We start from the raw sequence: 25,897 nt of genomic DNA, 5'->3' as shown, positions 1-25,897 counted from the left end.
ATTAAATTTGTCCTCGCAACTGCGCGGCAGACATCCCTAGCACCTTGGCGATTTTCTCTGCAGAGGTAGCGCCTTCGCGCAGAATGCGCGGCGAACCGCTGGAGAGGTCCACGATGGTCGAGGCCTCACCGATGGTGGCTTGTCCCCCATCGAGGTAAACAGCCACGTTATTGCCCAGCTGCTCACTGGCCTGTTCCACGTTGAGTGCAGGCGGCTGCCCGGAGATATTTGCCGAGCTCACCGCCATCGGGCCGGTCTGCTCCAACAGTTCCAGCGCCACCGGGTGCATCGGCATGCGCAGCATCACCGTGCCCCGGGTATCCCCCAGGTTCCACGGCAGGCTCGGTGCCTGGTGAACCACCACGGACAGACCGCCTGGCCAGAACGCTTCCACCAGCAGGCGCATGTGATAGGTGTAGTCGCGCACCAAGCCCTGCACGGTCACCCAGCTGCCCACCAGCACGGGAACGGGCATGTCGGGTCCACGGTTTTTCGCACGCAGGAGGGCTTCTACGGCGTGGTTATCGAAGGCATCGCAACCGATGCCGTAGACGGTGTCCGTGGGCAACACCACGAGCCGACCGCCCTTCACTGCGTTGGTCGCGGCGGTCAGGGCGGCGGAGCGATCATGCGGATCTCTCGCGTCTACGTGTTGCGCCATCTTCTTCTCACACCTCTTTATGCTCTATATCTGCTGTGGTTACTTTAGCGTCATGCGCGGGATCTTGGGGTAGCCGTGACGAATCTCTCGCGACCTGCCAGATCCCGGTGCTGCGTGATCTCCCCCATACCGCGCGCTTCCAAGACCGAGCGCACCTGCGCTCCAGTGGCATCATCGTGCTCGATGGCGATGCGCGCTCCGGGAGCTGTCAGCTGGTTGAGGCAGTCCGTTAGGGGGCCCATCAGGCTCATTCCATCAGCTCCTCCGAACACCGCCTGATGCGGATCTTGCTGCACTTCGGGGCTGATGAGCCCTTCTGCAAGTGCGGTTTCCGGCACGTAGGGCGGGTTGCTCAGCACCAGATCAGCGCAGGCGGCTAGACCCAGCTCAGCGATCCGCTCCGGACCCCGCACATCAAAGAGCTGGAAAGTAATCTCCACGGACTCGGCAATGAAGCCCCGCTCTCGGAGTTGCGCCTCATTGGCGCGCGCGAGCTGCACAGCCGCAGGGTCTTTTTCGAGTCCTATGATGCGTAGGGGTGGCGTCGATAAATGGGAGGCCAAGGCTAGGGCGATGGTTCCGGGCCCGGAGCACACGTCCACCACGGTGGCGGGGCTAAACTGCGTGGCCCACTCCACCAGCAGTTCGGTCTCGGGGCGCGGGATGAAACCCGCCGGCGAGGCCAGGAAATCCAAACCCGCAAAACTGGCCGAGCCGACGATGTGCTGCAGCGGAACGCGCTCCAACCGGCGCTCCAACCAGCCAACAAAGGCTTCAGGCGCGGGATCGGGGCCACGCATGAAGAGATCGGTCGAGCTCACCGGGATGCGTGGGTGGCCGTTCTTTGGTTCCGACGCCAGCGCGTAGCTCATCAGCAATCGCGCCTCTGCTGCGGGAGACTCCACCCCGGCCTGCGCCAGCTGTTGGGCGGCCAGGCGCATGGCGGTGGAGACGGTGTTGCTCATTTACTCTTCGGTTTCGAGGCGTCGGGCGCGCTCGGCATCCTTGAGTGCTCCGAACAGGGCTTCCAGATCTCCGCCCAGCACCGCATCCAGGTTGTTCGCCTTGTATCCGATGCGGTGATCGGACACGCGGGACTCCGGGAAGTTGTAGGTGCGGATGCGCTCGGAGCGATCCATGGTGCGGATCTGGGACGCGCGACCCTCAGCGGCCTCAGCAGCCACTTCCTCTTCCTTCATGATCTGCAGACGAGCCGCGAGCACCTGCATGGCGCGCGCCTTGTTCTGGATCTGGGAACGCTCCTTCTGACACGTCACCACCACGCCCGTGGGCAGGTGGGTGATGCGCACGGCGGAGTCAGTGGTGTTCACGCCCTGTCCACCCTTACCGGAGGAACGGTAGACATCGATGCGCAGATCCTTGTCATCGATCTGCACGTCTTCCACCTCATCCGGCTCTGGGTAGACCAGCACGCCAGCCGCGGAGGTTTGAATGCGGCCCTGGGATTCCGTCACAGGAACGCGCTGCACGCGGTGCACGCCGCCCTCGAACTTGAACTCGGACCACGCGCCATCACGTGATGGCTGCTTAGAGCGGATGGTCAAGGTCATGTCCTTCACGCCACCCAGATCCGTCTCGTTGAGGCCCAGAATCTCGGTGCTGAAACCGTGGCGCTCAGCGTAGCGCTGGTACATGCGCGCCAATTCTCCGGCGAACAGTGCGGCTTCTTCGCCACCGGCACCGGACTTGATCTCCATGACGATGTCTTCGCCATCGTGGGGATCACGAGGTGCCAGCAGGTCAGCCAGCTGCTCTTCCAGCTGCGCGATTTCCGGCTCCAGGCGCTTGGCCTCTTCCGCGAATTCGGCATCCTCGCTGGCCATTTCCAGGGCGGCCTCGCGGTCATCCTTGGCCTGGGTCAGGCGCTCATGGGTCTGGATGATGGGCTGCAGCTCCGAGAAGCGCTTGCCCACTTTGCGGGCGGCAGCGGGGTCATTGTGCAGTTCGGGGTCACCCAACTGCATTTCCAAGCCTTGGTACTCAGACAGGATGTCATCGACCATTGATGGGGTATCAGCCATAGCTTTTCAGCAGCTCCTACTCGTCCTCGTCCTCACCGGCGAGCGGTGCGGAGCTAGCGATCTGCAACATGAATTCGCGGTTGGTCTTATTCTTGCGCAGCTGCTTGATCAACAGATCGATGGCTGCCTGGGAATCCAACGCGGAGAGGATGCGGCGCAGCTTGTGCAGGATGCGCGCCTCATCGGGACCGAGCAGCAGCTCGTCCTTGCGGGTACCGGAGGGGTTGATGTCCACGGCGGGGAATACGCGACGCTCAGAGATCTTGCGATCCAGCTTCAACTCCGCGTTACCGGTGCCCTTGAACTCCTCGAAGATCACGGTGTCACCGGCAGAACCGGTCTCCACCATGGCGGTGGCGATGATGGTCAGCGAGCCACCGTTTTCAATGTTTCGCGCTGCACCCAGGAACTTCTTGGGTGGGTACAGGGCGTTCGAGTCCACACCACCGGAAAGGATGCGGCCCGAAGCTGGGGAGGAGTTGTTGTAAGCACGGCCCAGACGGGTGATGGAATCCAGCAGCAGCACCACGTCCTTACCCTGCTCCACCAGGCGCTTTGCACGCTCCACGGCCAGCTCTGCCACGGCAGTGTGCTCCCCTGGCGGGCGGTCGAAGGTGGAGGCAATCACCTCACCCTTCACACTGCGCTGCATGTCCGTGACTTCTTCCGGACGTTCATCCACCAGCACCACCATGAGGTAGCACTCGGGGTTATTGATGGCGATCGCGTTGGCGATGTCCTGCATGATCGTGGTCTTACCGGCCTTGGGCGGGGACACGATCAGCGCGCGCTGACCCTTACCGATTGGCATCACCAGATCAATCACGCGAGTGGTGAGGGTCTTGGGATCCGTTTCCAAACGCAAACGCTGGTTCGGGTACAGCGGGGTGAGCTTGGAGAAGTTGGGGCGCTGCGCAGCCTCTGCAGGGCTCAGACCGTTGACCGTCTCCACCGCGTGCAAAGGGGTGTACTTCTGCCGGTTACGCCCGCGGTTGTTGCGATTGTTGTTGTTATTGTTGTTGTTATTGTTGTTGCGATTATCGCCACCACCTGGGCGAATACTGCCCACGATGGCATCACCGTGGCGCATGCCGAACTTACGCACCAGGTTGATGGGCACGTACACATCCGTGGTGCCCGCGTGATAACCCGTGGTGCGGATGAACGCGGTGTTGGCATCCACGAAATCCAGAATGCCCGCCACTGGGGTCAGGTTCTGGTTCTGGCGCTCCTCATGACGATCTTCCTGACGGTTGTCGGAACGGTTGTCATTGCGATCATCGTTGCGCTGGTTGTCGTTGCGCTGATTGTCATTGCGATCATCGTTGCGCTGGTTATCATTGCGCTCGCCACGCTGGTTGCGATTCCGTCCGCGGTTACGTCGGTTGCGACGGTTCCGTCGGTTGTTCTGCTCGCCGTTGTTGTCACGGTCGTTGTCGCGATTGTCGTTGTTGTCGCGGCGACCCTCGTCATTCTTTTCCGACGCCGACTCCTCAGCATCCCGCCTGTGCTGACGCTGCGGGCGAGATCCCTCTTCAGCCCGCTGCTCACGGTGCTCCGGTTGTTGCTGTTGCTCACGCTGCTGTTCAGGCTCTTGCTGCGGCTGACGCTGCTCGCGTTGAGGCTGCTGCTGCGGCTGCGAATTCTGCCGGCCACCAGCGTTTTCAATGGCTGCGATCAAGTCCCCCTTGCGCAGTCCAGAAAGCCCTTTGAGACCCTGGGCGGCTGCAACTTGGCGCAGCTCAGGCAACTTCAATGACACGAGGCCACCGGTTTCAGCCCGGGTGAGAATATCGGACAGGCTCACGAAAGTCCTTTCACGTTCCCGCCGCGTGTGCAATAAGTAAACATCGCCGCAGTTCAGGCAACACGATAAGTAGAAATCTTCAGATTGATTTCCCTACAACCAGCAGTGGTTAAAAGGGAGGGGTGACGATAGAGGTGGCGTCGAACAAAAAGATTTTTAAGACGCACGGTCACGGCTTCGCCCAACGAGGGTTGCGAAGATGGTGTTAATCCTAACACTTCAACTCGCCGATAATCACACCGGTATCCTAGTGAGTCATGAAGTCCACCATGCAGGAAATCCCGTTCTCTGTGGCTCGCATCCTTCAATTCGGAGCCACGGCGCACCACACCGCAACAGTGGAAACCTTCTTCGGACAAGAGCCCGAAGTGCTGACGTTTCAGCAGATCGCGGCGCGTGCGGGTGCGCTGGCCTTTGGTCTCCGGGACGTCTACGGGATTGAGATCGGCGATCGCGTGGGCACGTTTCTCTCCAACTGCGGAGAGCACCTGGAGGCGATGCTGGCGGTGCCCGCGATGGGCGCGATCTTCCACCCGCTCAACCGCTACCTGATGGATGATCAGCTCATTCACGTGATCAATCACGCGGAGGATCGGGTGATCGTGTGCGATCCCGCCTACAGCGAGCGGCTGATCCCGATGCTGCGCCACTGCCCCACCGTCAAGGCTGTGATTCTCACGGGCACGGATCAACGAAGCATTGATATGGCGCGGGCGCTCTCCCGCGATCTTCCGCATAACGCGCAGGTACGCATGTATGAGGAGCTCTTGGATGGGCGGCCCACGAACTACGAATGGCCGGTGTTGGAGGAGACTGCTCCGGCGGCCATCTGCTATTCCACCGGTACGGAAGGGGCGCCCAAGGGCGTGGTTTACAGCCACCGCACGCTGTGGTTGCACGCGGTGAGCCTGCGCACCGCTGATGCTTTCGGCATTCGCAACGGCATGAAATTCCTGTGTGCGGTGCCGATTTATCACGTGTTGAGCTGGGGCGTTCCGCTGGCCGCGTTCATGTGTGGTGCACCGATGGTTTTCACTGGGCGTTCTGCCTCGCCCGCGCACATGGCACATGTGATCACGGAATCTATGCCGCGCATGGCGCATGGATCTCCCGCGGTGTGGACCAGCCTGCTGGTGCATTACGAGACAAACCCTCCCAAGCGCATGAGTCTGCAGGAGATCTTCTCCGGCGGGCAGCAGGTGCCGCCATCTCTGATCGATGGCTGGGAAGAGAACTACGGCGTGGACATGATCCACACGTGGGGAATGACAGAAACCGTGGCGGCCGGAACCGTGGCACACCCACCAGCGGGGCTCAGCGGCGAGGCGCGAGCGCGCTACCGCTACTCGCAGGGTCGCTTCCCCGCGTCCATGGAATACCGCCTGGTTGATTCCAATGACGTGGTGCTGGCAGCGAATGACCGCATCGCCGGTGAGCTGCAGATTCGCGGAAATTTGGTGGCGGGTAGTTACTATCACTCGCCCCAATCGGACGACGGAACCGCCGCGGAATTCCGCGATAAGGCCGTGGAGGATGCACCCAGCCGCTTCACCGAGGATGGCTGGCTGCGCACCGGGGATATTGCCACTGTCAACGAAGATGGCTTCCTCACGGTGCACGATCGCAAGGCCGATTCCATCCGCAGTGGCGGCGAGTGGATCTACTCCCCCGCGCTGGAGAACTACCTGATGGAGTGCGAAGAGGTGGTGGAAGCCGCCGTGGTGGGCGTGCCCGATGATAAGTGGGGGCAGCGCCCGCTAGCTGTGGTGCGCCTCACCAAGGGTTACGAGCCGAGCGAAGAAACCGCCCTCCACCTGCTCCGCGCTGTCAGCGCACGCGTACCGAAATGGATGATCCCGGACTATTGGGCCTTCGTGCCGAAGATCGCCAAGACATCCGTGGATAAGTACGACAAGAAGGAACTACGCCAGGCATTCGCCGAGGGCGAGCTGGAGTACATCAGGACTCGCCGAGAGTAACTTCCACTGCCTCAGCGATATCCAGGTTGAGCACCCGGATCCCGCGCTTGGTGGCTTCTTCCACCAGGTCCTGAGCCACCTTCTCGGTGGAGAGCACCATGACCGTGGGGCCAGCTCCGGAGAGGAACGCAGGGTAGCCGTAGTTGCGCAGGCGGTTGACCCACTCTGCGGACACGGGCAGCACCTCAGCGCGGTACGACTGGTGCAGCTTGTCCCGCGTGCCCTCCCACAGCAGATCGGGGCGATCACGCAAAGCCACCGACATCACGGCAGCGCGCGAGACATTGAAGCGCGCATCCAGGTGGCTGACGTTGCTGGGCAGAACCCGGCGCACAGCCTCCGTGGACGCATGGAAATCTGGAACAAACGCGGTGGCCTTGATCTCCGGGTGCACATCCACGCGCGCGGCCTCGTACTGCGGCGCGGTGCGTCCATCGACAGAGATATTGGTCCAGGAAACCACGGCATTTCCCAGGATCGACGCCGCGGCGTTATCCGGATGCCCCTCAAAGGTGGACGCGAGCTGAATCAAGGTGCTTTCCGAGAGCGTGTTCCCGGCCAGGCCGTTGGCGGCCATGACGCCGGCCACTGCCGCTGCTGCCGAGGAGCCCAGGCCACGGGATTGCGGGATGGAGTTTTGGCAACGCACGCGCAAGCCACGCACGGTGACGTCAGCCGCGTTCAAGCCGGCGCGGATGGCGCGCACCACGAGGTGGCGCTCATCCAGGGGGTTATCATTCTCGCCCTCACCGGAAACCTCCACCTCCAAGCCGGAATCAATGACCTCCACATACACGTGGTCATAGAGGCTCACGGCCAGGCCGAGGGTATCGAAACCCGGGCCGAGATTGGCCGAAGAGGCAGGAACTTTAACGTGAACGGACGTGCCGATGGGGATTTCTACACTCATATCTGGCGGCCCCGATTAGCCTTCCATGCGGATGACGGAGCGGACGGAATTCACCGCGTCCAAGCTCTTGAGGCGGTTCACGGTCTCTTCCAGGTCCCGCTCCTTGGCCACGTGCGTGATGACCACCAGACGCGCGCCGTTGTCCAGACCCTGCTGACGCACGGTCTTCAGGGACACACCGTGCTCGGAGAATGCGTTGGCCACTTCTGCGAGCACGCCCACGCGGTCCACCACTTCCATGTCCACGTGGTAGCGGGTTTCGATGTCTCCGAAATCCGCGATGGGAAGCTCTGCATAGGTAGATTCACCGGGGCCACGGCCACCGAGCACGATGTTACGAGCCACTGCCACCACATCTCCTAGAACAGCCGAGGCAGTGGGGCCGCCACCGGCACCATTGCCGTAGAACATGAGTCCGCCCGCGGACTCTGCCTCCACGAACACTGCATTGAAAGATTCAGATACCGAAGCCAGTGGGTGGCTCAGCGGTACCAATGCCGGGTAAACGCGGGCCGAGACGGATTCCTTGCCCTGCTCATCGCGCAAACGCTCACAGATGGCCAGCAGCTTGATGGTGGAATCCGCAGCCTTGGCCGCCTTGATGTCATCCGTGGTGATGGAGCGGATGCCCTCGGTATGCACGTCATCGCTGGACACGCGCGTGTGGAAGGCGATGGAGGCGAGGATCGCCGCCTTGCTGGCTGCGTCGAAACCATCCACGTCTGCGGTGGGATCTGCTTCCGCGTAACCCAGCTCGGTGGCTTCGGCCAGCATTTCTTCGTATCCGGCGCCGCGGCTGTACATCGCGTCCAGGATGAAGTTGGTGGTGCCGTTGACGATTCCCATCACGGCGTTGACCTGGTCGCCCGCCAGGGAGCGACGCAAAGGTCCCACCAGTGGGATCGCTGCAGCCACGGCGGCTTCGAAGAAGAGATCCACGCCGGATGCCTCGGCAGCCGCGGAGAGCTCATCTGCGTGTGCCGCGATGAGCGCCTTGTTTGCGGTGACCACGGACTTACCGGAGTTCAGCGCAGCCAGGACCAGTTCTCGCGGGTAATCGATGCCACCGATGACCTCGATGACCAGCTGGATGTCATCGCGATTCACCAGGCTCATGGCATCATCGGTGAGCAGTTCTGGGTCCACGCCTGGGCGGGGCTTGTTGATGTCCCCCACTGCCACTCCGCGCACCTCGAGGCGGCCGCCGATACGCGCGGCGAATTCATCAGCGCGGATCTCCAGCAAGCGCATGACTTCCGCGCCCACTGTTCCCATGCCCAGCAAGGCCACTCCCACGGTGGAGCCAGCGCCGCTACCGGGGCGGAAAGAGTAAGTCGAAGCTTCAGTCATGATTCTTCTCCGTCGAGTTTTTATCGTGTGCGTGTAAAACTTTAGTGCTCAATTTGTGCTAGATCACAGTTTAGCGTGATCCCCACCACCCGCAGGAAGCGGGCGGGGACTGCGGAAAAACCCGCGTTTAGGCTTCCAGTGCCAGGGCATCCTCGAGGGTCTCGCGACGGATCATCACCCGGGACTCCCCTTCCTTGACCACGATGACCGGCGGGCGGAGCATCATGTTGTAGCGCGAGGACATGGAATAGCAGTAAGCGCCCGTGGCTGGAATCACCAGGAGATCTCCGGGAACCAGGTCATCCGGAACCAGTACGTCATTGACCAACACATCGCCGGATTCACAGTGGGAACCCACGACGCGCGCTGGAACCAACTGGCCTGCCAGCTCTCGGTTGGCCACGCGCACGTCGTATTCCGCCTGGTAGAGGGCAGGGCGGATATTGTCCGCCATGCCGCCGTCTACGGAGATGTAGCGGCGCACTGCGCGATCGGAAGTTTCCACGTCCTTGACGGTGCCCACCGTGTACAGCGTGACCATCGCGGGACCGGCGATGGCGCGTCCGGGTTCCACGTTCACCACTGGGTGCGGAACCCCCACCGCGGCGGCCGCATCCGAAACCTTTTGCAACAGTTCAGCGGCGACGGCTTCCACATCAAGTGCTTCGTGATCAGGCATGTAGGCGATGCCATAACCACCACCCAGATCCAAGACATCCAGCACGTCTGCTTCTTCCCCGGGGAGTTCGCTGAGGAGATCCGCCCACAGGCGCAGCAGTCGTTCCGCAGCCAGGACAAAGCCCGCCGCCTCAAAGACCTGAGAACCCACGTGGCAGTGCAGTCCGCGGAGGGAGACAGAGGTGGCGTCGGCACAAGAAAGAGCCGCGCGACGGGCAGCACCGGAGGCCAAGGAGAAACCGAACTTCTGATCCTCGTGCGAGGTGGCGATGAACTCATGCGTGTCCACGTGCACACCGGGCGTGACGCGGACCAGCACATCCTGGGTGCGGCCACAGCTGGTGGCTACCTCGGAGAGCGTGCTGATTTCCTGCAGAGAATCCACCACGATGAGCTCTACACCTGCGGTAACAGCCAGCTCGAGGAACTCGCGGCTCTTATTATTGCCGTGCACGGTGATGCGCTCGGCAGGGAAACCGGCCTGGAGAGCCACCTGCAGCTCGCCATAACTGGCGACATCCAGGGACAAGCCCTCTTCCGCAATCCACTTGCACACGGTCTTGGAGAGGAAAGCCTTGGAGGCGTAGTGGACTCGCTCGCCACCACCGAAAGCGGTGGCAATCCGGCGGCAGCGATTGCGGAAATCTTCCTCATCCAGGATGAATGCGGCGGTGCCGTGCTGCTGGGCAAGATCGCTGAGCTTTACGCCGGCAATCTCGATCTCCCCATCGGCGGTGCGCTGGGCATTTTCAGGAAAAACATGGGCCGGGAGCTGGTTGAACTCCGCGGTGTTCTGCGTGCGACGACGCAGCGGAACGGGGTGGAGACCGGTATCGATATCCATCGCTTACATCCTCTCGGGCGCGGATACGCCCACCAGGCGCAGCGCGTTGGCCAGGGTCTGCTTGGTGGCCGCGGCCAGCGCCAGGCGCGCGCGGAACAGTGGATCGGTGTCCTCGCCAGTGGCTTCCTCACCCTTGGGCAGGATCTGGCACGAATCGTAGAAGCGGTGGAACGTGCCCGCCAGTTCTTCGGCATAGCGTGCCACGCGGTGCGGTTCGCGCAGTTCAGCGGCAGTGCCTACGACCTTGGGGAACTCACCGAGGGTGCGGATGAGGTCGCCTTCGCGCTCATGGGTGAGCAGGGAGAGATCCGGATCGGTGGAGGTCACGCCAAGCTCAGCAGCCTTGCGCATGATGGAGGCCAAGCGCGCATGGCCGTATTGCACGTAGAACACGGGGTTATCGGAGGTCTGGGAGCTCCACAGTTCCATGTCGATATCCAGCGAGGAATCCACGGAAGAACGGATCAAGGCGTAGCGGGCAGCATCTACGCCGATGGCTTCCACCAGGTCATCCAGCGTGATGACGGTGCCGGCGCGCTTGGACATCTTCACGGAGACACCATCCTTGCGCAGGTTCACCATCTGGCCGATGAGCACCTCCACTTGGTTCGGGTCATAGCCCAGTGCTGCGGCAGCGGCGCGCAGGCGGGCGATGTACCCGTGGTGGTCCGCGCCGAGCATGTAGATGCACAGGTTGTGATCGCGGTCGATCTTGTCCACGATGTAGGCGATATCGCCCGCGATGTACGCAGCGTTGCCATCGGACTTGATGACCACGCGGTCTTTATCATCCCCGTACTCGGAGGAGCGCAACCACCACGCGCCCTCGGATTCGTAGAGGTTGCCGTTGCTCTTCAGCGTGGCGATGGCCTTATCCACCGCGCCGGATTCGAACAGCGAGTTCTCATGGAAGTACACGTCAAATTCCGTGCCGAACTCCGCCAGCGTGCGCTTGATGTGCGCAAACATGAGCTCGGTGCCTTCGGAGCGGAATAGCTCCCGCAGGCCGTCTTCTGGCAGGTCAGCCCACTTGGGGTGTGCTGCGGTGATCTGACCGGCGATGTCATGGATGTAATCGCCTCCATAGCCATCCTCCGGGGTGGGCTCACCCTTGGCCGCGGCGATCAGCGAGTTGGCGAAGCGGTCAATCTGCGTGCCGTGGTCATTGAAGTAGTATTCGCGCGTCACGGCTGCGCCGCGAGTAGCCAGTACCCGGCCGAGGGAATCGCCGACAGCAGCCCAACGCGTACCACCTAGGTGGATCGGTCCGGTGGGGTTAGCAGAGACGAACTCCAGGTTGATCTTCTGACCAGCCAGTTCCTCGCCTGCGCCGAAGTTCTCCCCCGCTTCCAGGATGTCTGCCACGATCTTGCCCTGTGCCGCTGCGGCCAAGCGGATGTTGAGGAACCCGGGACCGGCCACGGAGGCTTCTTCGATGGCATCCTGCTCACCGAGCGCCTCAGCCAACCAGGTAGCCAGCTGGCGCGGGTTCGTCCCGGCTCGCTTGGCCACCTGCATGGCGATGTTGGTGGCGTAATCGCCGTGCTCAGGGTTACGGGGGCGCTCAACGGTAGCCGTTTTTTCAACGACGCCACCATCCAGTCCTTGCGCTTCGAGCACGTGCTTTGCCACGTTGGTAATCAGTGATGAGAGTTCTGCTGGAGTCACAGAGCAAGACTAGCAAGCACCCCGGACAGTCAGTGCACGGCGGTTTATTACCGTCTCTGGCGCAGTGCTATGCTTTTGCCTCGTACTCGCTTTGGTTCTCCAAGAATCACGAGCGCGCGCCCTCGTAGCTCAGGGGATAGAGCACTGGTTTCCGGTACCAGGGGTCGGAGGTTCGAATCCTCTCGAGGGCACCACTAAAATTCCCGCTGATACTCCCCTAGTATTCGTTGAGAATTTCTTCGGAAATTATTCCCTTCTCTGCCCATTTCTGGTATTCAAGCTGCGTTTTTTGCACCATCCAGGGGCAGCGAATCGCCCTGAGTTTGTAGGCGTGCATCTCACCCGAGCGAATCAACTCCCGCACCTCATCCACGGTCTTACCCAGGTATTCCGCACATTCCTCCACGGTGTAAAAGGTCTCACCATTAAACTCTTCCATCAGTGCCCTCCTGCTCTCTATCCCTGCGCCCGGATGCTCTCGATGGAGTGCTGAGCTGCCCCGACGATGCTGTCGAAGCGATCAACATCGCAGGTCAACACGATCACTTGATGTTCGCGGCCGAGCCGTCCCAGCACCGCATTCATGCTCTTCATCCGGTGGGGATCGGAGAAGCCGAGGGCGTCGTCGATAAAGATCGGAACGCTGCCTCCCTTGCCCACCAACGTGGCCACAGCTAGGCGTGCCAGCATCATCATCTGTTCTTGGGCGCCGCCGGAAAGGGCATCGGCGTCGAGATCCAAACCTGCCCGTACCCGCTTTTCAATACGCAGATCTGGGCCGAAGGTGAACGAGGTGTCCACGCCGAATACCGCGCTGGCCAGGCCTTCGAAGGCTTCCTTGAAGGGCTTTTCGTACTTCGCGCGCAGCTCTGCGCGGGCATTTTCGATGGTGTCCCGCAGCAGCTTCGCGGCGTCAGCCTGGGCCTGCACTCTTTCGAGCGCCAGGGTGCATCTCTCCAGCTCGCTTTGGGCTTCCTGCAGTTCAGCGGCCGCGCCATAGCCCTTCTCCAGCTGACCTTCGCGCTGCGCCCGATCAAGCTGGAACTGCTGGATGCGGGATTCGATCTTCCGCACCCGCTCCTGGGCTCCGGCATTTTTCTCCCGGGCCAGCTCGATGGAATGCTGGCCGAATTCTTCCCGGCCGCGGCTCCATTCATCGTTCGCCTGCTCGTTGGCATTCCGGGCGAGCGTCACTTCGTCCTCTAATGCCTGGTCGGGTTTATCAGCCCTGGCCTGTTCCAAACGCTCCGAGTTCAATTGGTGGGCGATCTCCACCTGCTCCAGCTCGGCCTGCAGCGTGAAGTGCTTCTTCTGTGTTGCTGTCATCCCACCATCACGGGCCGGAGCCTGTCGCAGGAACGCTTTGACCTCGGCGTTCCAAGTGAGAAGCTCCTCGCGGGTGGTGTGAACATCCACCTCCAGCTCCGTAATCTCGCGCGCCCAGGATTCCTCATCCTCGTTGCTCTCGGTGACCGCCAGGATTTCCCGAGCCACACCCATCACGCTCGAGCTTTTCTCACTGTCGATAGATTCGGCACTATCGGCGAGCTCCCGCAGCTCGGAAACAGAATCGCGCAGCTCATCAAGAGTTTCCTGCACTCGAGACGCGATTGCCGCCTCACCCTTGTCTCCGGTCTTGGCCGCCAACGCGGTACTCGTCTGCTGGAGCTCATCCTCCAACTGCGATCTCTTGGCAGCCAGCTCCTCGGCATCCGAAAGTTCTGGCTCGTCCAGCCCCAACTCACTAGTGAGCTTCTGCACGCTGGCACGCGCTCGTTCCACATCTCGCTCACTGCGCGAAAGGTCCTCGGAGGGAGTAACCGTAACGGTGAACTCTCCCATGGTCAGCGAACGCTCGTGAGTGACTCGAATCAATGCACCGGATTCATCCAGCGCAAAGCTCTCCCCAGCGCTGTCTTGAATTTCCGCACCCTGCGGACCAGCGATGTGCACGCTAGTGGCAATCGCATCGCGGAAACGCTCCGCCGTCCGCAACCCAGTCAGCGCCTCGCGGAACGCATTCATCGTCTGCGGTGTGGCAGGATTACTCGCCAGTTTTTCCCGCAACTCTTTGCGCTGCTCCACGAGCTGCTGAACCTCGTCAGCCAACTTCTCAGCAGCTACTGATTCCGTGGCTGCTGCGTGTACCTCCGCAATGCTGCGCGTGACCTCAATCAACGCCTCTGATTCATCCAGTTCGCCGGACTTACGCTCCCGCAGGGCTTCCTTTTCCTGGATCTCGGCGTGCTCCGCGTCCATCGCCTTAACCGAAACCTCGGCACTTTCGCGAAGCTGCGCCATCTTCGTGCCGCTCTCATCCAGCGCAGCTCGCAGTTTCTGCCGGGCATCGAGCCGAGATTCCGCAACCTCCAGCTGACTTCCCGCTGCCTTCGCCTTGGACTCCAGTTGCTGCAGTTTGTTTTCTACCGCCTCAGCTTCAGCCAGCTCTTTCTGCGAGACTTCCAGCTCCTCCTGAGCCGCCGGCTGCTTGAGCCTTTCCAGCTCGATGCTCTCCGTGAACTGGTCGATGGCCACGATATGTGCCTGCGCCTGTTCGTACGCCAGGCGCGCTTCACGCGCAGAATCCTCCGCATCGTCCTTCGCCTGTTTCGCCTGGCCCAGCTCACCCTTGCCAGCCACGGATCCGCCATCGGTGAAATAACGGCGATATTCCTTGTGCACCCGATTTAACAAGTCAGAGGTCGCAGAGGACGTCTTCATCGCACCGCTCTCCACCTCCTCGGCATCATCGAGCGCGCGGGCCAGCGATTCCACATCGGCGGCCACAAAAGTCTCCAAGCTCTCACCTTGGCGGATGGTCAGGGCATCTCGGAGCGTGGTGTCCATCCCCTCCGCCAGGATCTCCTGGAGTCTTTCTTCTGCTCGACGCCCCGTCTCATTCTCCACCGCGGGCGCACTGACCTTAAGCACTGCCTGGCCACCGCGTGCCTTGTACGTCTTGGTAATGTGCAGACGATAATCACCAACCGTCATCTCCGCGGAAATGGTGGGAGATTCATCCAGATGCTTCGGGTACATCCACTGCACACTCTTGGCGCTACTGGCCACTTTCACATCGCTGAGCAGCACCTCAAATGCCTTGAGCAAGGTGGTTTTGCCTCCTTCATTGGCGCCGTACACCACGGTCACTCCACTTTCGGAGAGCTGCAGTTGGGCGGAATCCACTCCCGCCACGTGTTCCAGGGACAAGCTATGTAGAGTCAGCATGCGTTTAGACCGCATCCTTTCGGGTCGCAGCGCTCAACCGGTACAACAATCGCAGTGCGTCGCTGGCCGCTCGGTTATCTTCTTGCGCGGACTCCATAAGCTCCTTGGCCGCAGCATCGATAAAACCTTCGCCGAAATTGGCCTCTGCGAGCTCGTCCAGATCCGGAACCACATGCAGGTCCATCAACCGCTCGCGTGGATAGAGTCGGGCAAATCCCAGGGCACTCTCTTCCAACTGCTGGTCCAGCCACGCTGCGGTGTGTAAATCGACCGTGCCTTTGAGCGCATATTTCACCACGAGATTTCGCTTGTTGGCCATCTCCTGCACGCTCTCCACGAAGGATTGCGCTTCGGCGCGGGAATTGATCTCCGCCTCCACGGCCTGAAAAGCCCAGCGGCCAATGGAGAATTCCTCCACGTCCACGTTCACCCCAGATTCTTTCACCTGGATATCCACCACCAGTGCTTTGCCGGAGTTGTTCTCCCCGCCGCCATGCGGTTCACGGAAGGCTGTCACCTCTGGAGCACCGGAGTACCACACCCGCCCGGTACTACCCAGGGACATCGCAGAGTGCGTATCCCCCAGCGCCACGTAATCAATCACTCTGCGGTCGCAGGCTTCTTCTGCGGCTGCCACGTCGATGGTGCTGAGGTCATTATCATCCCCGAACGTACTCACATTGCCATGCCCCACCAGCACCCGGATCCGATTCTTCGCTTCCTCAGCATCCCCTTCAGCATCGCGCTGTTCGCACTCCTGGATAGCTCTTGCAACCAGGTCCTCATTCGGCATCTTGGTCAGCAGCGGTGCCCCCACGATCTCCACGCCCTCCCGCAGCTCTAATGGAGCAAAATCTTGCAACACCTCCACCTTCACCCCGCGCGAATTACCTTGTGCGAGCTGGGCGAACTCCGGCTTGCGGTAGATGCTGGCGGCGTCGAAAGGATCATGGTTGCCGGGCAACAGATACACCGGGACTGGGCTGGTGCGCAGCACGTCGATGGCCCGGCGGTAAACCTCGGGGCGCAAGAGGTTGTTATCGAAGACATCCCCCGCCACCACGATCGCCTCGCAGCGCTGCTCCTGCGCCAGCGCGAACAAGCGCTCCACTGCCTCCAGGCGAGCATCTGCGAAACGAGCCCTCGCCTCGGGTTCCAGGAAGTTCGCGGGCATGCCCAGCTGCCAATCCGAGGTGTGGAGAAAGCGGAACTGCGCTGGCGAGTTCTCAAATTCAGTCATGGTGCCCATTTCTAGCATCAGCCCGGGACAGGGGATCCCGGGACCAAGGGACATTATCGAACGCCAGGTCTATCTCTGTGAGGGTTTCATAGCATCGTTCCAGTTCATGGCGGATATACAGCTGGTCCACGCCAGTCCAAGACACGGTGCGCAGGGCTGCCATCATCGCTTCGGTATCGCCCTGTTCCATGCCCCATTCTTCGGAAAAAGGCTCCCAAGAAACCGGCTCTGAATTCTCACCCCAGAACGCGGCAGCATCCACGATTTCCGGCACATCATCGGTTTCAGAACGCGTGGGCTCCACCGCCCGCAAAGGTCGCGGCTCGCTGGAGGCATCGGAATGCCCCAGTTGTTGCAACAGTGGAACCGGATCAATCCCGCGCAGGCGCAAAACCTGCAGCGGATCCCGGGAGAGCTGCGCGGACACCGCGTACATCACCGCCACCACGTGCTTGCACGCCGTGCTGCGATCCGGACACGTGCAGGTGGTGGTGGCCAGATGATCCTTGCGCAGCAATATCGCGGCCACGTCCACGCCCGGCGCGCTGCCCTTCACCAAGCTGCGCACGTGGGAAGCATCCATCAGCAACTCTTGTTCCACGAAGGCCAGCTGCCGCTTGCCCAGGGATCGCAAACGAATGCTCACATCGAAGGGCTCCAGCTGAGAACCTGCCACCAAACCGCTGATCACGTTGGTCTGCAACTCCACCCCGAGGATCTTCCCGGCGCGGAAATATTCTCGACCCCTGGCCAGCCTGCCGGAATCGGCCTGTTGAGCCAATGCCTCCATGAGGGTGGCCGCGGCCCATGTCTCCGTCTCTTGGCGGGGCACTTGCGGAGTGGTCTGCCCCGCGGCCAATTCCCGGCGTCTACGCGCCCCGAAATCGGCCACCACCACGTTATCTCCCCAGGTGGGGTGCTTCTTCCCGCGAGGGGTATCACCGCTGCGTGGACTCATCACTCCCCCTCGGTTGCATTCTCGGATGCTGATTTCAATTGCCACAGCTCGTGAAGGTCGGCGTCGTCCAAATTGGCGATCCATCCCTCACCTGCACCAACCACCGCGCCCGCCAGCTCACGCTTGCCGGCGATGATGTCATGGATGCGCTCATCCAAGGTGCCCTTGGTGACCAGCTTATAGACAGTCACGGGTTTGTCCTGCCCAATCCGGTACGCACGGTCGGTTGCCTGATCCTCCACGGCGGGGTTCCACCACCGGTCAATGTGGATTACCACTGAGGCCTCCGTGAGTGTGATGCCCGTGCCGCCCGCGCGCACGGAGAGCAGCATGATCGGCGGCCCTTCTGGATTCTGGAATCCCGCCACCATCTCCGCGCGCGCACTCCGCGAAAGCCCGCCATGCAGCATGGGGATCTCGGTGTCATAGCGCGCGCTCATCTCGGGGATCAGCATCCGCCCGAAGCTGGGGAATTGCGTGAACACCAGCACTTTTCTGCCTTCGGCGCGGGCGGCATCAATGATCTCAAACATGCGCTTGACCTTGTTGGAGCGATGCCTCCCCAGGCGCAACAGCGCCGAGCCATCCCCCGCGAAATGCGCCGGGTGATTGCAGATCTGCTTGATCTTCACCAAGGCACCCAGGATCATCCCCTTGCGTGATTCCTCCCGGTTGCGCAGCTTCTCCTCCATGCTTTCGGTAAACGCCTGGTAGAGCGCAGCCTGTTCGCTGGTCAACGGGATGAGCTCCACCTCATCGCGCTTTTCCGGCAGGTTCAGCCCCATGCCTTCATCGGACTTCAACCTGCGCAGCACAAACGGCTGCACCACGCGCTGCAAACGCTCCCGCGCGGTCTCATCCCCATAGCGCTCCACGGGGATGGCCAGGCGATTCTGAAAAGCCGCCGGGCTGCCCAGAATCCCGGGGTTGGCAAAATCCATGAGCGCATAAAGATCGCTCAGCCGGTTCTCCACCGGTGTGCCCGTCAGCGCAATCCGGTGACCTGCGGGCAAACTCCGCACCGCGCGGGATTGCTTGGTTCCGGGATTCTTGATGTTCTGCGCTTCATCGGCCACCACCCGGTGCCACTGCACCTGCTGATAGCGCTCGGGATTGCGGGAAACGGTGCCGTAGGAGGTCACCACAATGTCATAACCCGCAGCCTTCTGCGCAAACTTCTCATCCGTGACCTTGGCCGCGCCGTGATCCACCAGCACCGTCAGCTCCGGGGTGTGCCGCTGCACCTCACGCTTCCACGCGTCCAACACGCTGGTGGGAGCGATCACCAGCACCGGATCCACCTGCGCGTGCTCCGCCTGGGATTTCTCCCACGCCAGCAACGCCAGGACCTGCAGTGTCTTGCCCAGGCCCATGTCATCAGCCAGGATCGCCCCTAGGTGATGCTCGCTCATCCACGCCAGCCAACTCACTCCGCGCACCTGATGGTCCCGCAGCGAAGTGCGCACCGAATCCGGTACCGTCACCGGCTGCGGCGGGCTCACCGGCTCATCGGAGAGCAACCGTTCCATCCACCCGTTTGCCTCGATGCGAAAGTGGTGGTCACCGCTGGTTTCATGGTATTCCGACGCCAGCGCATCCGCCTCCATGATGTCCCGCAGACTCACCTGCAGATCTTCATCTAGGTCCTCATCCAGCGGATCAATCTCGTCCTTTTTCTTGATGGCATGCAGCCATCCCCTGGCCCGGTGCAGCGAGCTGGAATCCAGGTACATGAATCGACCATTGACTGCCACGATGCTGCTGGCGGACTGCACCAGCTCCCGGCGAGCGTTCTCATCGAGGCTTTCCCCCTCAACTGAGATGTCCCACTCAAAGTTCACCAGCTGATCCAGTCCGAGCTTGCCGGAGCCCTGGCCTGCTCCCACCGGGTTCACCGCCACTTTCACCTGCGGTACCGCGCGCGTCCATCCCCTGGGCACCATCACCTGCACGCCTGCCCCGCGCAGGCTGCGCACGCCCTCGGAGAGCAGCATCTCCACCTCATCGATACCCAAGGCCAGCGACATCCGACGGTCCTGCGCGCTACTCTCCACCCCGGGAAACTGCGGTTGCCACACACCCGTGGTGAACCACTGCTCCACGGGAGCCAACATCGCAGCCAAGGGCCGCCACGTGGCCCGCATGTGCGCCAAGGCTCTGTACAGTCTCGCGGATTGCGCGTCTGTCATTTCTGCGGGAACCAGCACTTCGGTGGGCCCATCGTTGACGCTCATCCCGATATCCAACCGCCAGCGGATGTCCTCCAGAGGGATGTCCCCGATCCCGGTATCTGCGCTGTGGCCGGCAGTGGTGGCGTCGGAAGGAGAAGAAAGAACCAAGACCACCTGGCTGGCGGCATCGGCGGCCGAGGTGCGCCAACGGTTGAGTTGGGAGACCGTATCCGCAGAGACCCGCCGCGCAGGCTGGCCCGCCAGGACAGAATTCATGAAGGGAGTGTTGATCTCATCGGTGCTGCCCAGGGTGTCCTGGAAGATGCGGATGCTCATCCAGTGCACCATTTCATCTACCCACTGGCCCACCACGTCCTCACCACCGTTGCGGCTCAGCACCTCCGGGGTGGCATCGCGCAATTGCTGCAACACAGCGTGGTGGGAACCGGCAGTGGAGGGCATCCAGCGCGGGTACCACTCGTTGTCCACGCGATCCATCCGCAGCATCACACGGCCGGCGCGGACAATATCCAACGCGCAACGGTATAGATCTAGAAGGAAATACACCTCCGCGCCCAGCGCATCCGGGTTCGCCACGCCCGGCTGATCCTCACGGGAGGCAGAATTATCCCGTGCTTTCTGTGCCCACTGAGATATCTCATGCAGCACTTTCAGGGACTGCTCCGGCGTGTACGCCACCGCAGGCACGGGAACGCGCTTGAGTTTGCCTTTGGGTGTAGCCAGCCATACACTTCCGCGCTGTCGCAATGGCCTGGCCTGCACCAATCGCAATAATTCTGCGGGCAGATCCTCTTCCCCCAGCACAGCGGAATCAGTGACCACCACCCGGCCATCCACCTTTTCCACCCACAGGTGCAACCCGCCCTCAGAGGGCAACAGGGCGTGCAACCGCGATTGGAAATCCATGCACTGGTTTTACCATGTAGCTGAGACAAGGGATTGTTTTGGCTACGGTGGTGAGATCAGTATTCATTGGAGTTAGCTGGGAGCTTCACAGAAGTTTTTTAAGCTGCTGCACGATTCACGCCACAAAGGAGTGATTCCCCTTGTCCGAACTCACTTGGTTCGTGATCGCCATGGTGATTTACCTCATCGCCATGGTTCTCATCGGGTTGTATTCATTTAGGGAAACAGATGAGTATGAAGACTTCATGCTCGGCGGCCGCAAGCTGCACCCTTTCCCGGCCGCTCTCTCCGCGGGCGCCTCGGACATGTCCGGCTGGCTGCTCATGGGTCTGCCTGCCGCGATCTACGTCTCCGGCTTCTCCGAGCTGTGGATGGCCATCGGACTCCTGATCGGCGCTGCCGTGAACTGGCAGATCACCGCTCCTCGCCTGCGCTCCTACACGGAGGTGGCGAACAACTCCATCACACTGCCCTCCTTCCTGGAGAACCGCTTCCATGACACCTCCCGCGTGCTGCGCGTGGTCGCTGGCCTGGTTATTTTGGTGTTCTTCACGTTCTACGTCTCTTCCGGCATGGTCGCCGGCGGCAAGTACTTCCAGTCCACCTTCCAGGGCGATTACTTGGTCGGCCTGGTGATCATCGCCGCGGTCACCGTGATCTACACCTTCATCGGTGGCTTCCTGGCGGTGTCCTACACGGATACCGTGCAGGGCCTGATCATGTTCCTGGCTCTGCTGGCCGTGCCCGTGGTGGCTCTGGTCACCATGGATGACCCCAGCGCTATCTGGACGTACCAGACCGAGCACGCTTACGGCCTGGAGACCATCGCGCCCAACGAGAACTGGTTCTCCCTGTTCACCGGCGTGGGTTTTGTGGCCATCATCTCCAACCTCGCATGGGGTTTGGGTTACTTCGGCCAGCCACACATCATTGTTCGCTTCATGGCTCTGCGCTCCCCTTCCGATGCGAAGGCCGGCATGGCCTACGGCGTGAGCTGGATGTTCCTCTGCCTGCTCGGCGCGATCTTCGTGGCCATCATCGGCCCGGCGTTCTTCGGCATGGATCCATCCATCGCCATTTCTGACCAGGAAAACTTTGAGACCATCTTCCTGGACATGGGCCGCATCCTCTTCCACCCACTGCTCGCCGGTTTGGTGCTGACCGCGGTGCTGGCAGCCATCATGTCCACCGTGTCCTCCCAGCTGCTGGTGGTCTCCTCCGCGCTGATCGAGGACATCTACAAGGGGCTCATCAACAAGAACGCTTCCGATAAGTCCCTGAAGCTGCTCTCCCGCATCTCCGTGATCGTTGTGGCCGTCCTGGCTGGTCTGATCGCACTGGATTCCACCTCCGCCATCTTGAAGCTGGTGGAATTCGCGTGGGCCGGTTTCGGTGCCTCCTTTGGCCCAGTGGTCTTGGGCGCTCTGTACTGGCGCCGACTCAACGCCCCAGGTGCCATCGCCAGCATCATCGCCGGTGCCGTGGTGACCTTCCTCTGGGGTGGCCTGGCCTCGTTCGGAATCATCGAGAAGCCATTCGGCCTCTACGAAATGATCCCCGGTGTGGCAGCCAGCGTGTTGGCCATGGTGGTTGTCACCTACGCCACCAAGACGCCTTCCCAGGAGGTCCTGGATACCTTCGATAAGGCCATTGCCCTCTCCCGCACCACCAAGTCCAACCCCGAGGTTGATTTCGAGGACGCAGCTCAGTCCAGCGTCGTGAGGAACGCTGCTCACTAATCCTCGCGTGAACTTCTAGGCCCCCGGCGGAGTCTGATGCTTTTGTGCTCAGACTCAACTTAAGATTCCATCGCCGGTGGGCCTTTTGTTATGCCCTTTTCTTTGCCATGTTGTCCGTGGTTGCAGTCCGCGCACCCTCCTTACTGCCCGCGTGGCCTTCCTCTTCCTTTTCTGCCGACGCCACCTCTGTCTCCTCCACCCTCCCCCAACTGCAGGTAGTGGACTTCCGGCCGCGGATCCTGGGCTATTCCCGGGACCAGTTTGGCAACGGGTGGGCCAGCCAGGTCACGGCTGAAGGCGAGTACTTGGACACGCGCGAGATCGTCTTGCGCCGCGCAGCTGCTGAACTCACGCAGTCTGAGCCCGCACAACCAAAACCCACAGTGGCCAGCGATGAATACACCGGTGCCACGGAGGCGGTGACCGCCATCGAGATCGATCACATCTATCCGCTAGCTGCCGCGTGGGATATGGGTGCGTGGAACTGGGAACCCCTTCAGCGTAGGCAGTTCGCCAATGATTACGCGCGGAATCTGGCGGCCACGGCGGAAGCACTCAACCAGGAAAAGTCGGATAGCACCCCCGGGCAATGGCTACCACCGGATGCGCGTGGGCAATGCCATTATGTCTCCCGCTTTCTCCAGGTCGCCGTTCATTATGGTCTGGCTATTAGCCGGGCAGATGCCGCAACAGCGCGGGAAGTCTGTCAGCTGTAAAGCTTTTCTTCACAGCTAGTACTTATGGATCTGACATTTTCTCCAAACAATGAGAAAGTGTGTGCATGACGACTTTAGTAATTGCCCTGCATATCCTTGCAGCCATCATGCTCATCGGACCCGTGATGGTCTCCACTTCCATGTTCGCGCCACAGATGCGAAAGGTCACCGCCGGCGAAGAAGCCCCTGGGACCCTGCGCCTGCTGCACAAGGTCACCCGTATCTACGGTTTGGCGTCCCTGCTGGTTCCCGCTTTGGGACTCGTGGCCATGCTCACCGTGGATGGTGCGCTGAAGGAAGGCCGCTACCACGCGTCCTTGCTGCTCGCAGTCATTGCGTGGGGCTTGCTCATCTTCCTGGTGATTCCTCGCCAGCGTCGCGCCCTGGTTGCCACCAACAGCCTCAGCCCTGCTGATGCTCCCGCCAGCGAAAAGGAAACCGCTCAGCTCAAGGACGCTGATGTGTCCAAGCTTCCCGGTCAGGCAGCAATGTTCGGCGGAATCTTCAACCTTCTCTGGATCATCATCGCCATCCTGATGTTCCTCTAAACCTCCGGTTCTTTTCCACAGCGAAAAGCCCCGCTCAAGGATTTCCTTGAGCGGGGCTTTTACTTCGCGCGAATGATCAAGCGAGTCAGTGGGGCTTAGCGCTCCCAGTTACCTCGTCCGCGTCCGCGGAATCCGCCTTCGCTGCGATCGTTAGAGCGACCTCCGCGGCTTCCACCACGGTCATCGCGATCGTTGAACCTGCCGCCACGGCTTCCGCCGTCGCTATCACGTCCGCGGAATCCGCCGTCGCTGCGATCGTTGGAACGGCCACCGCGGAAACCGCCACGGTCTCCACCGCGGTCGCCTCCACGGCGGTCATCATCGCGACCTCCGCGACGTGGTCCACGGTCTCCACCGCGGTCTCCGCCACGGCGATCTCCACGATCCTGGCTGCCTGGGCGACCATTAGGAGCGCCTGGGTCTGGCTCGATGTTGATCAGCTGACCGGACACGCGGGTGTCATCCAGCTGACGGAACACGTCTTCTGGAAGATCCGCAGGCAACTCAACCAAGGAGTGCTCAGCAAAGATGCTGATCCGGCCGAAGTCGCGAGAGTTCAGTCCACCCTCGTTGGCCAGAGCGCCAACGATGGCACCCGGACGCACGCGCTGACGGTGTCCCACGCTCAGGCGGTAAACAGCAAGTTCCTTGCCATTGCGATCCGCAACCTTAGGAGCTTCGCGGTTGAAGCGTTCCTTGAAGTCGCGTGCCGAGCCGCCACCGCTGCGACGGTCATCGCCATAGCGATCATCTTCGCGGCGGCGAGCTGGACGCTCGTCCTTTGGTGGCTCCTTCATGAGGAAGTTCTCACCAGCCTGCAGCTGAACTGCAAGCGCGGCGGCGATATCTTCCATGGAGACTTCATTGGACTCGGCGTAGCCCTTGACCAGTTCGCGGAAAGTCTGGATCTGCGTGTCACCCAGGGATTCGGTCAACTGTTCGTTGAACTTTTCCTTGCGGGATTCGTTGACCTGGTCAACGGAAGGCAGCTGAATTTCCTTGAGCTGGGACTTGGTGGCCCGCTCGATAGCCTTGAGCAGGCGTCGTTCACGAGGGGTCACGAAGAGGATGGCACGGCCGGTACGACCTGCACGGCCGGTACGACCAATGCGGTGCACGTAAGACTCGGTGTCATGAGGGATGTCGTAGTTGAACACGTGGGTAATGCGATCCACGTCCAAGCCACGAGCAGCCACATCGGTAGCCACCAGGATGTCCAAACGGCCATCCTTGAGCTGATCCACGGTCTTTTCGCGCTGCGCCTGGGCGATATCGCCGTTGATGGCTGCAGCGTTGAAACCGCGAGCACGCAGGCGTTCTGCCAACTCTTCGGTCTCGTTCTTGGTGCGCACGAACATGATCATGGCATCGAATTCGGTGACCTCGAGGATGCGGGTCAACGCGTCCAGCTTCTGACGGTGGTTGACCATCAGGAAGTCCTGCTCGATGTTTTCCGAGGTGCGCTGGGAAGCCTTGACGGTAACTTCCACTGGGTTGTTCAGGTACTGCTTAGACAAACGACGGATGCCGTTTGGCATGGTGGCGGAGAACAGTGCCACCTGCTTGGTGTCAGGGGTGTCCTGCAGAATGCGTTCCACATCCTCCTGGAAGCCCATGTTCAGCATCTCATCGGCCTCATCCAGCACCATGAAGCGCAGGTTGGAGATGTCCAGGCTGCCCTTCTTCAGGTGATCGATGACACGGCCTGGGGTGCCGACCACGATGTGCGCGCCGCGGCGCAAGCCGGAAAGCTGCACGCCGTAGGCCTGGCCACCGTAGATTGGCAGAACGGAAATTCCGCCGAGGTGCTCAGAGAAGGACTGGAATGCCTCGGAAACCTGCAGGGCAAGTTCGCGAGTTGGTGCCAGTACCAGCGCCTGTGGGTGGCGCGCCTTACGGTCGATCCGGGAGAGGATCGGGAGCGCGAACGCGGCGGTCTTACCCGTACCGGTCTGCGCCAAGCCCACGACATCATTTCCATCCATCAAGATGGGAATGGTCTCTGCTTGGATTGGTGAAGGCTGCTCATAGCCAACCTTCTTCACCGCTGCCAAGACTTCTGCAGGCAGGTTGAGGTCATCAAACCGAGGACCTTCGTTTGCCTTAGTCTCTACATCTTTAGCTTCTTCGGCCTTCTCAGATGTTCCTGCGTTCACATGCTCCGTGGTGTCCTGCGCTACCTCTTCGATAGGCGCAGATGCCTCAGGGTTTTCCCCGAGCACATCAACCACGTCCAATGGCTTATCGCCATTGTCCTCACCGTGCAGATTATTCTGAGATACCTGGTTGTCGTCTTCTACCGGCTGGTTAACGTCGCCGGTGACGTTTTCAGTATCACTCATCGTTTAGAGACACTACGCTTTGCTGCAGCTAAAAGCCACTTTCCTTCCGCGCGGAGTGATCTAGGACAAAGGCACTCCCCGCAATGAGT

At 61.1% G+C, this 25,897-nt stretch carries 18 protein-coding genes and 1 tRNA gene; 5 read left to right on the top strand and 14 right to left on the bottom strand.

What is annotated here, in order from left to right; genetic code table 11:
* Position 1: 1 nt before the first annotated feature.
* The 4 genes from IRY30_RS04210 to rho are packed head-to-tail and all read right to left on the bottom strand — an operon-like array spanning position 2 to position 4,510.
* A complete protein-coding gene (locus IRY30_RS04210; RefSeq protein WP_194556108.1) occupies positions 2-661 on the bottom strand; it encodes an L-threonylcarbamoyladenylate synthase in 660 nt (219 codons plus the stop codon).
* A 50-nt stretch (positions 662-711) separates the two neighbouring features.
* Positions 712-1,626: a N5-glutamine methyltransferase family protein gene (locus IRY30_RS04205; RefSeq protein WP_228502563.1), complete on the bottom strand. Its 915-nt coding sequence runs from the start codon at positions 1,624-1,626 to the stop codon at positions 712-714.
* On the bottom strand, positions 1,627-2,703 hold the full coding sequence (prfA, locus tag IRY30_RS04200) for a peptide chain release factor 1 (protein ID WP_194556107.1): 1,077 nt from the start codon (positions 2,701-2,703) through the stop codon (positions 1,627-1,629).
* A 16-nt stretch (positions 2,704-2,719) separates the two neighbouring features.
* Positions 2,720-4,510, bottom strand: coding sequence for a transcription termination factor Rho (gene rho / locus IRY30_RS04195; protein WP_194556106.1), 1,791 nt, complete (start codon positions 4,508-4,510; stop codon positions 2,720-2,722).
* A gap of 257 nt (positions 4,511-4,767) precedes the next feature.
* Between rho and IRY30_RS04190 the strand changes: the two genes are divergently transcribed.
* A complete protein-coding gene (locus IRY30_RS04190) occupies positions 4,768-6,489 on the top strand; it encodes a long-chain fatty-acid--CoA ligase (protein WP_194556105.1) in 1,722 nt (573 codons plus the stop codon).
* Here the strand turns inward: IRY30_RS04190 and thrB are convergent.
* From thrB to argS, 4 genes are all read right to left on the bottom strand, one after another.
* Positions 6,470-7,399 (bottom strand): homoserine kinase, encoded by a 930-nt coding sequence (gene thrB / locus IRY30_RS04185; protein ID WP_194556104.1) that lies wholly within the window; start codon positions 7,397-7,399, stop codon positions 6,470-6,472. The two genes, IRY30_RS04190 and thrB, sit on opposite strands and share 20 nt — an antisense overlap.
* 15 nt (positions 7,400-7,414) lie before the next feature.
* Positions 7,415-8,749, bottom strand: a complete 1,335-nt coding sequence (locus tag IRY30_RS04180) for a homoserine dehydrogenase (RefSeq protein ID WP_194556103.1) — start codon at positions 8,747-8,749, stop codon at positions 7,415-7,417.
* 127 nt (positions 8,750-8,876) lie between these two features.
* Positions 8,877-10,271 carry a diaminopimelate decarboxylase gene (lysA, locus tag IRY30_RS04175; protein WP_194556102.1) on the bottom strand — a complete coding sequence of 465 codons (1,395 nt, stop codon included), beginning with the start codon at positions 10,269-10,271 and terminating at the stop codon, positions 8,877-8,879.
* 3 nt (positions 10,272-10,274) lie between these two features.
* Positions 10,275-11,939 carry an arginine--tRNA ligase gene (argS, locus tag IRY30_RS04170; RefSeq protein ID WP_194556101.1) on the bottom strand — a complete coding sequence of 555 codons (1,665 nt, stop codon included), beginning with the start codon at positions 11,937-11,939 and terminating at the stop codon, positions 10,275-10,277.
* Positions 11,940-12,057: 118 nt separating this feature from the next.
* Here argS and IRY30_RS04165 point away from each other — a divergent pair.
* Positions 12,058-12,133, top strand: a tRNA-Arg gene (locus IRY30_RS04165).
* A gap of 23 nt (positions 12,134-12,156) precedes the next feature.
* Here IRY30_RS04165 and IRY30_RS04160 read toward each other — a convergent pair.
* The 5 genes from IRY30_RS04160 to IRY30_RS04140 are packed head-to-tail and all read right to left on the bottom strand — an operon-like array spanning position 12,157 to position 20,463.
* Entirely contained in the window at positions 12,157-12,378 is a 222-nt protein-coding gene (locus tag IRY30_RS04160; RefSeq protein WP_194556100.1) for a helix-turn-helix domain-containing protein, read from the bottom strand.
* A 17-nt stretch (positions 12,379-12,395) separates the two neighbouring features.
* The gene (locus IRY30_RS04155) at positions 12,396-15,167 is read right to left on the bottom strand and encodes an AAA family ATPase (RefSeq protein WP_194556099.1); all 2,772 of its coding nucleotides are present in this window, start codon (positions 15,165-15,167) and stop codon (positions 12,396-12,398) included.
* Positions 15,168-15,171: 4 nt separating this feature from the next.
* Positions 15,172-16,407 carry a metallophosphoesterase family protein gene (locus IRY30_RS04150; RefSeq protein ID WP_194556098.1) on the bottom strand — a complete coding sequence of 412 codons (1,236 nt, stop codon included), beginning with the start codon at positions 16,405-16,407 and terminating at the stop codon, positions 15,172-15,174.
* Positions 16,400-17,365, bottom strand: coding sequence for an SWIM zinc finger family protein (locus tag IRY30_RS04145; protein ID WP_194556097.1), 966 nt, complete (start codon positions 17,363-17,365; stop codon positions 16,400-16,402). Before IRY30_RS04145 ends, IRY30_RS04150 begins: the two co-directional genes overlap by 8 nt.
* The gene (locus IRY30_RS04140) at positions 17,365-20,463 is read right to left on the bottom strand and encodes a DEAD/DEAH box helicase (RefSeq protein ID WP_194556096.1); all 3,099 of its coding nucleotides are present in this window, start codon (positions 20,461-20,463) and stop codon (positions 17,365-17,367) included. Before IRY30_RS04140 ends, IRY30_RS04145 begins: the two co-directional genes overlap by 1 nt.
* A 140-nt stretch (positions 20,464-20,603) precedes the next feature.
* Here IRY30_RS04140 and putP point away from each other — a divergent pair, with 140 nt between their 5' ends.
* The 3 genes from putP (at position 20,604) to IRY30_RS04125 (ending at position 23,466) form a co-directional block, all read left to right on the top strand.
* Positions 20,604-22,202 carry a sodium/proline symporter PutP gene (gene putP, locus IRY30_RS04135; protein ID WP_267238106.1) on the top strand — a complete coding sequence of 533 codons (1,599 nt, stop codon included), beginning with the start codon at positions 20,604-20,606 and terminating at the stop codon, positions 22,200-22,202.
* Between the two features lie 107 nt (positions 22,203-22,309).
* Positions 22,310-22,918, top strand: coding sequence for an HNH endonuclease family protein (locus IRY30_RS04130; protein WP_194556095.1), 609 nt, complete (start codon positions 22,310-22,312; stop codon positions 22,916-22,918).
* Positions 22,919-22,983: 65 nt separating this feature from the next.
* Positions 22,984-23,466 carry a hypothetical protein gene (locus tag IRY30_RS04125; protein ID WP_194556094.1) on the top strand — a complete coding sequence of 161 codons (483 nt, stop codon included), beginning with the start codon at positions 22,984-22,986 and terminating at the stop codon, positions 23,464-23,466.
* Positions 23,467-23,561: 95 nt separating this feature from the next.
* On the opposite strand, the gene IRY30_RS04120 is transcribed toward IRY30_RS04125, so the two are convergent.
* Positions 23,562-25,808, bottom strand: coding sequence for a DEAD/DEAH box helicase (locus IRY30_RS04120; protein ID WP_194556093.1), 2,247 nt, complete (start codon positions 25,806-25,808; stop codon positions 23,562-23,564).
* Between the last annotated feature and the right edge of the window lie 89 nt (positions 25,809-25,897).

Origin of the sequence: Corynebacterium suicordis DSM 45110 (assembly GCF_015351405.1) — a bacterium.
Taxonomy (GTDB): domain Bacteria; phylum Actinomycetota; class Actinomycetes; order Mycobacteriales; family Mycobacteriaceae; genus Corynebacterium; species Corynebacterium suicordis.
The sequence above is the reverse complement of the archived record's forward strand: the minus strand, read 5'-3'. Positions and strand labels throughout refer to the sequence as shown.

Bases quoted from the DNA above. Each gene is read 5' to 3' on its own strand.
- IRY30_RS04160 (WP_194556100.1), bottom strand. From the start codon at position 12,378: ATGGAAGAGTTTAATGGTGAGACCTTTTACACCGTGGAGGAATGTGCG.
- thrB (WP_194556104.1), bottom strand. From the start codon at position 7,399: ATGAGTGTAGAAATCCCCATCGGCACGTCCGTTCACGTTAAAGTTCCT.
- IRY30_RS04190 (WP_194556105.1), top strand. From the start codon at position 4,768: ATGAAGTCCACCATGCAGGAAATCCCGTTCTCTGTGGCTCGCATCCTT.
- IRY30_RS04125 (WP_194556094.1), top strand. From the start codon at position 22,984: ATGACGACTTTAGTAATTGCCCTGCATATCCTTGCAGCCATCATGCTC.
- prfA (WP_194556107.1), bottom strand. From the start codon at position 2,703: ATGGCTGATACCCCATCAATGGTCGATGACATCCTGTCTGAGTACCAA.
- IRY30_RS04155 (WP_194556099.1), bottom strand. From the start codon at position 15,167: ATGCTGACTCTACATAGCTTGTCCCTGGAACACGTGGCGGGAGTGGAT.
- IRY30_RS04120 (WP_194556093.1), bottom strand. From the start codon at position 25,808: ATGAGTGATACTGAAAACGTCACCGGCGACGTTAACCAGCCGGTAGAA.
- lysA (WP_194556102.1), bottom strand. From the start codon at position 10,271: ATGGATATCGATACCGGTCTCCACCCCGTTCCGCTGCGTCGTCGCACG.
- IRY30_RS04130 (WP_194556095.1), top strand. From the start codon at position 22,310: ATGTTGTCCGTGGTTGCAGTCCGCGCACCCTCCTTACTGCCCGCGTGG.
- IRY30_RS04210 (WP_194556108.1), bottom strand. From the start codon at position 661: ATGGCGCAACACGTAGACGCGAGAGATCCGCATGATCGCTCCGCCGCC.
- IRY30_RS04150 (WP_194556098.1), bottom strand. From the start codon at position 16,407: ATGACTGAATTTGAGAACTCGCCAGCGCAGTTCCGCTTTCTCCACACC.
- IRY30_RS04140 (WP_194556096.1), bottom strand. From the start codon at position 20,463: ATGGATTTCCAATCGCGGTTGCACGCCCTGTTGCCCTCTGAGGGCGGG.
- IRY30_RS04180 (WP_194556103.1), bottom strand. From the start codon at position 8,749: ATGACTGAAGCTTCGACTTACTCTTTCCGCCCCGGTAGCGGCGCTGGC.
- IRY30_RS04145 (WP_194556097.1), bottom strand. From the start codon at position 17,365: ATGAGTCCACGCAGCGGTGATACCCCTCGCGGGAAGAAGCACCCCACC.
- IRY30_RS04205 (WP_228502563.1), bottom strand. From the start codon at position 1,626: ATGAGCAACACCGTCTCCACCGCCATGCGCCTGGCCGCCCAACAGCTG.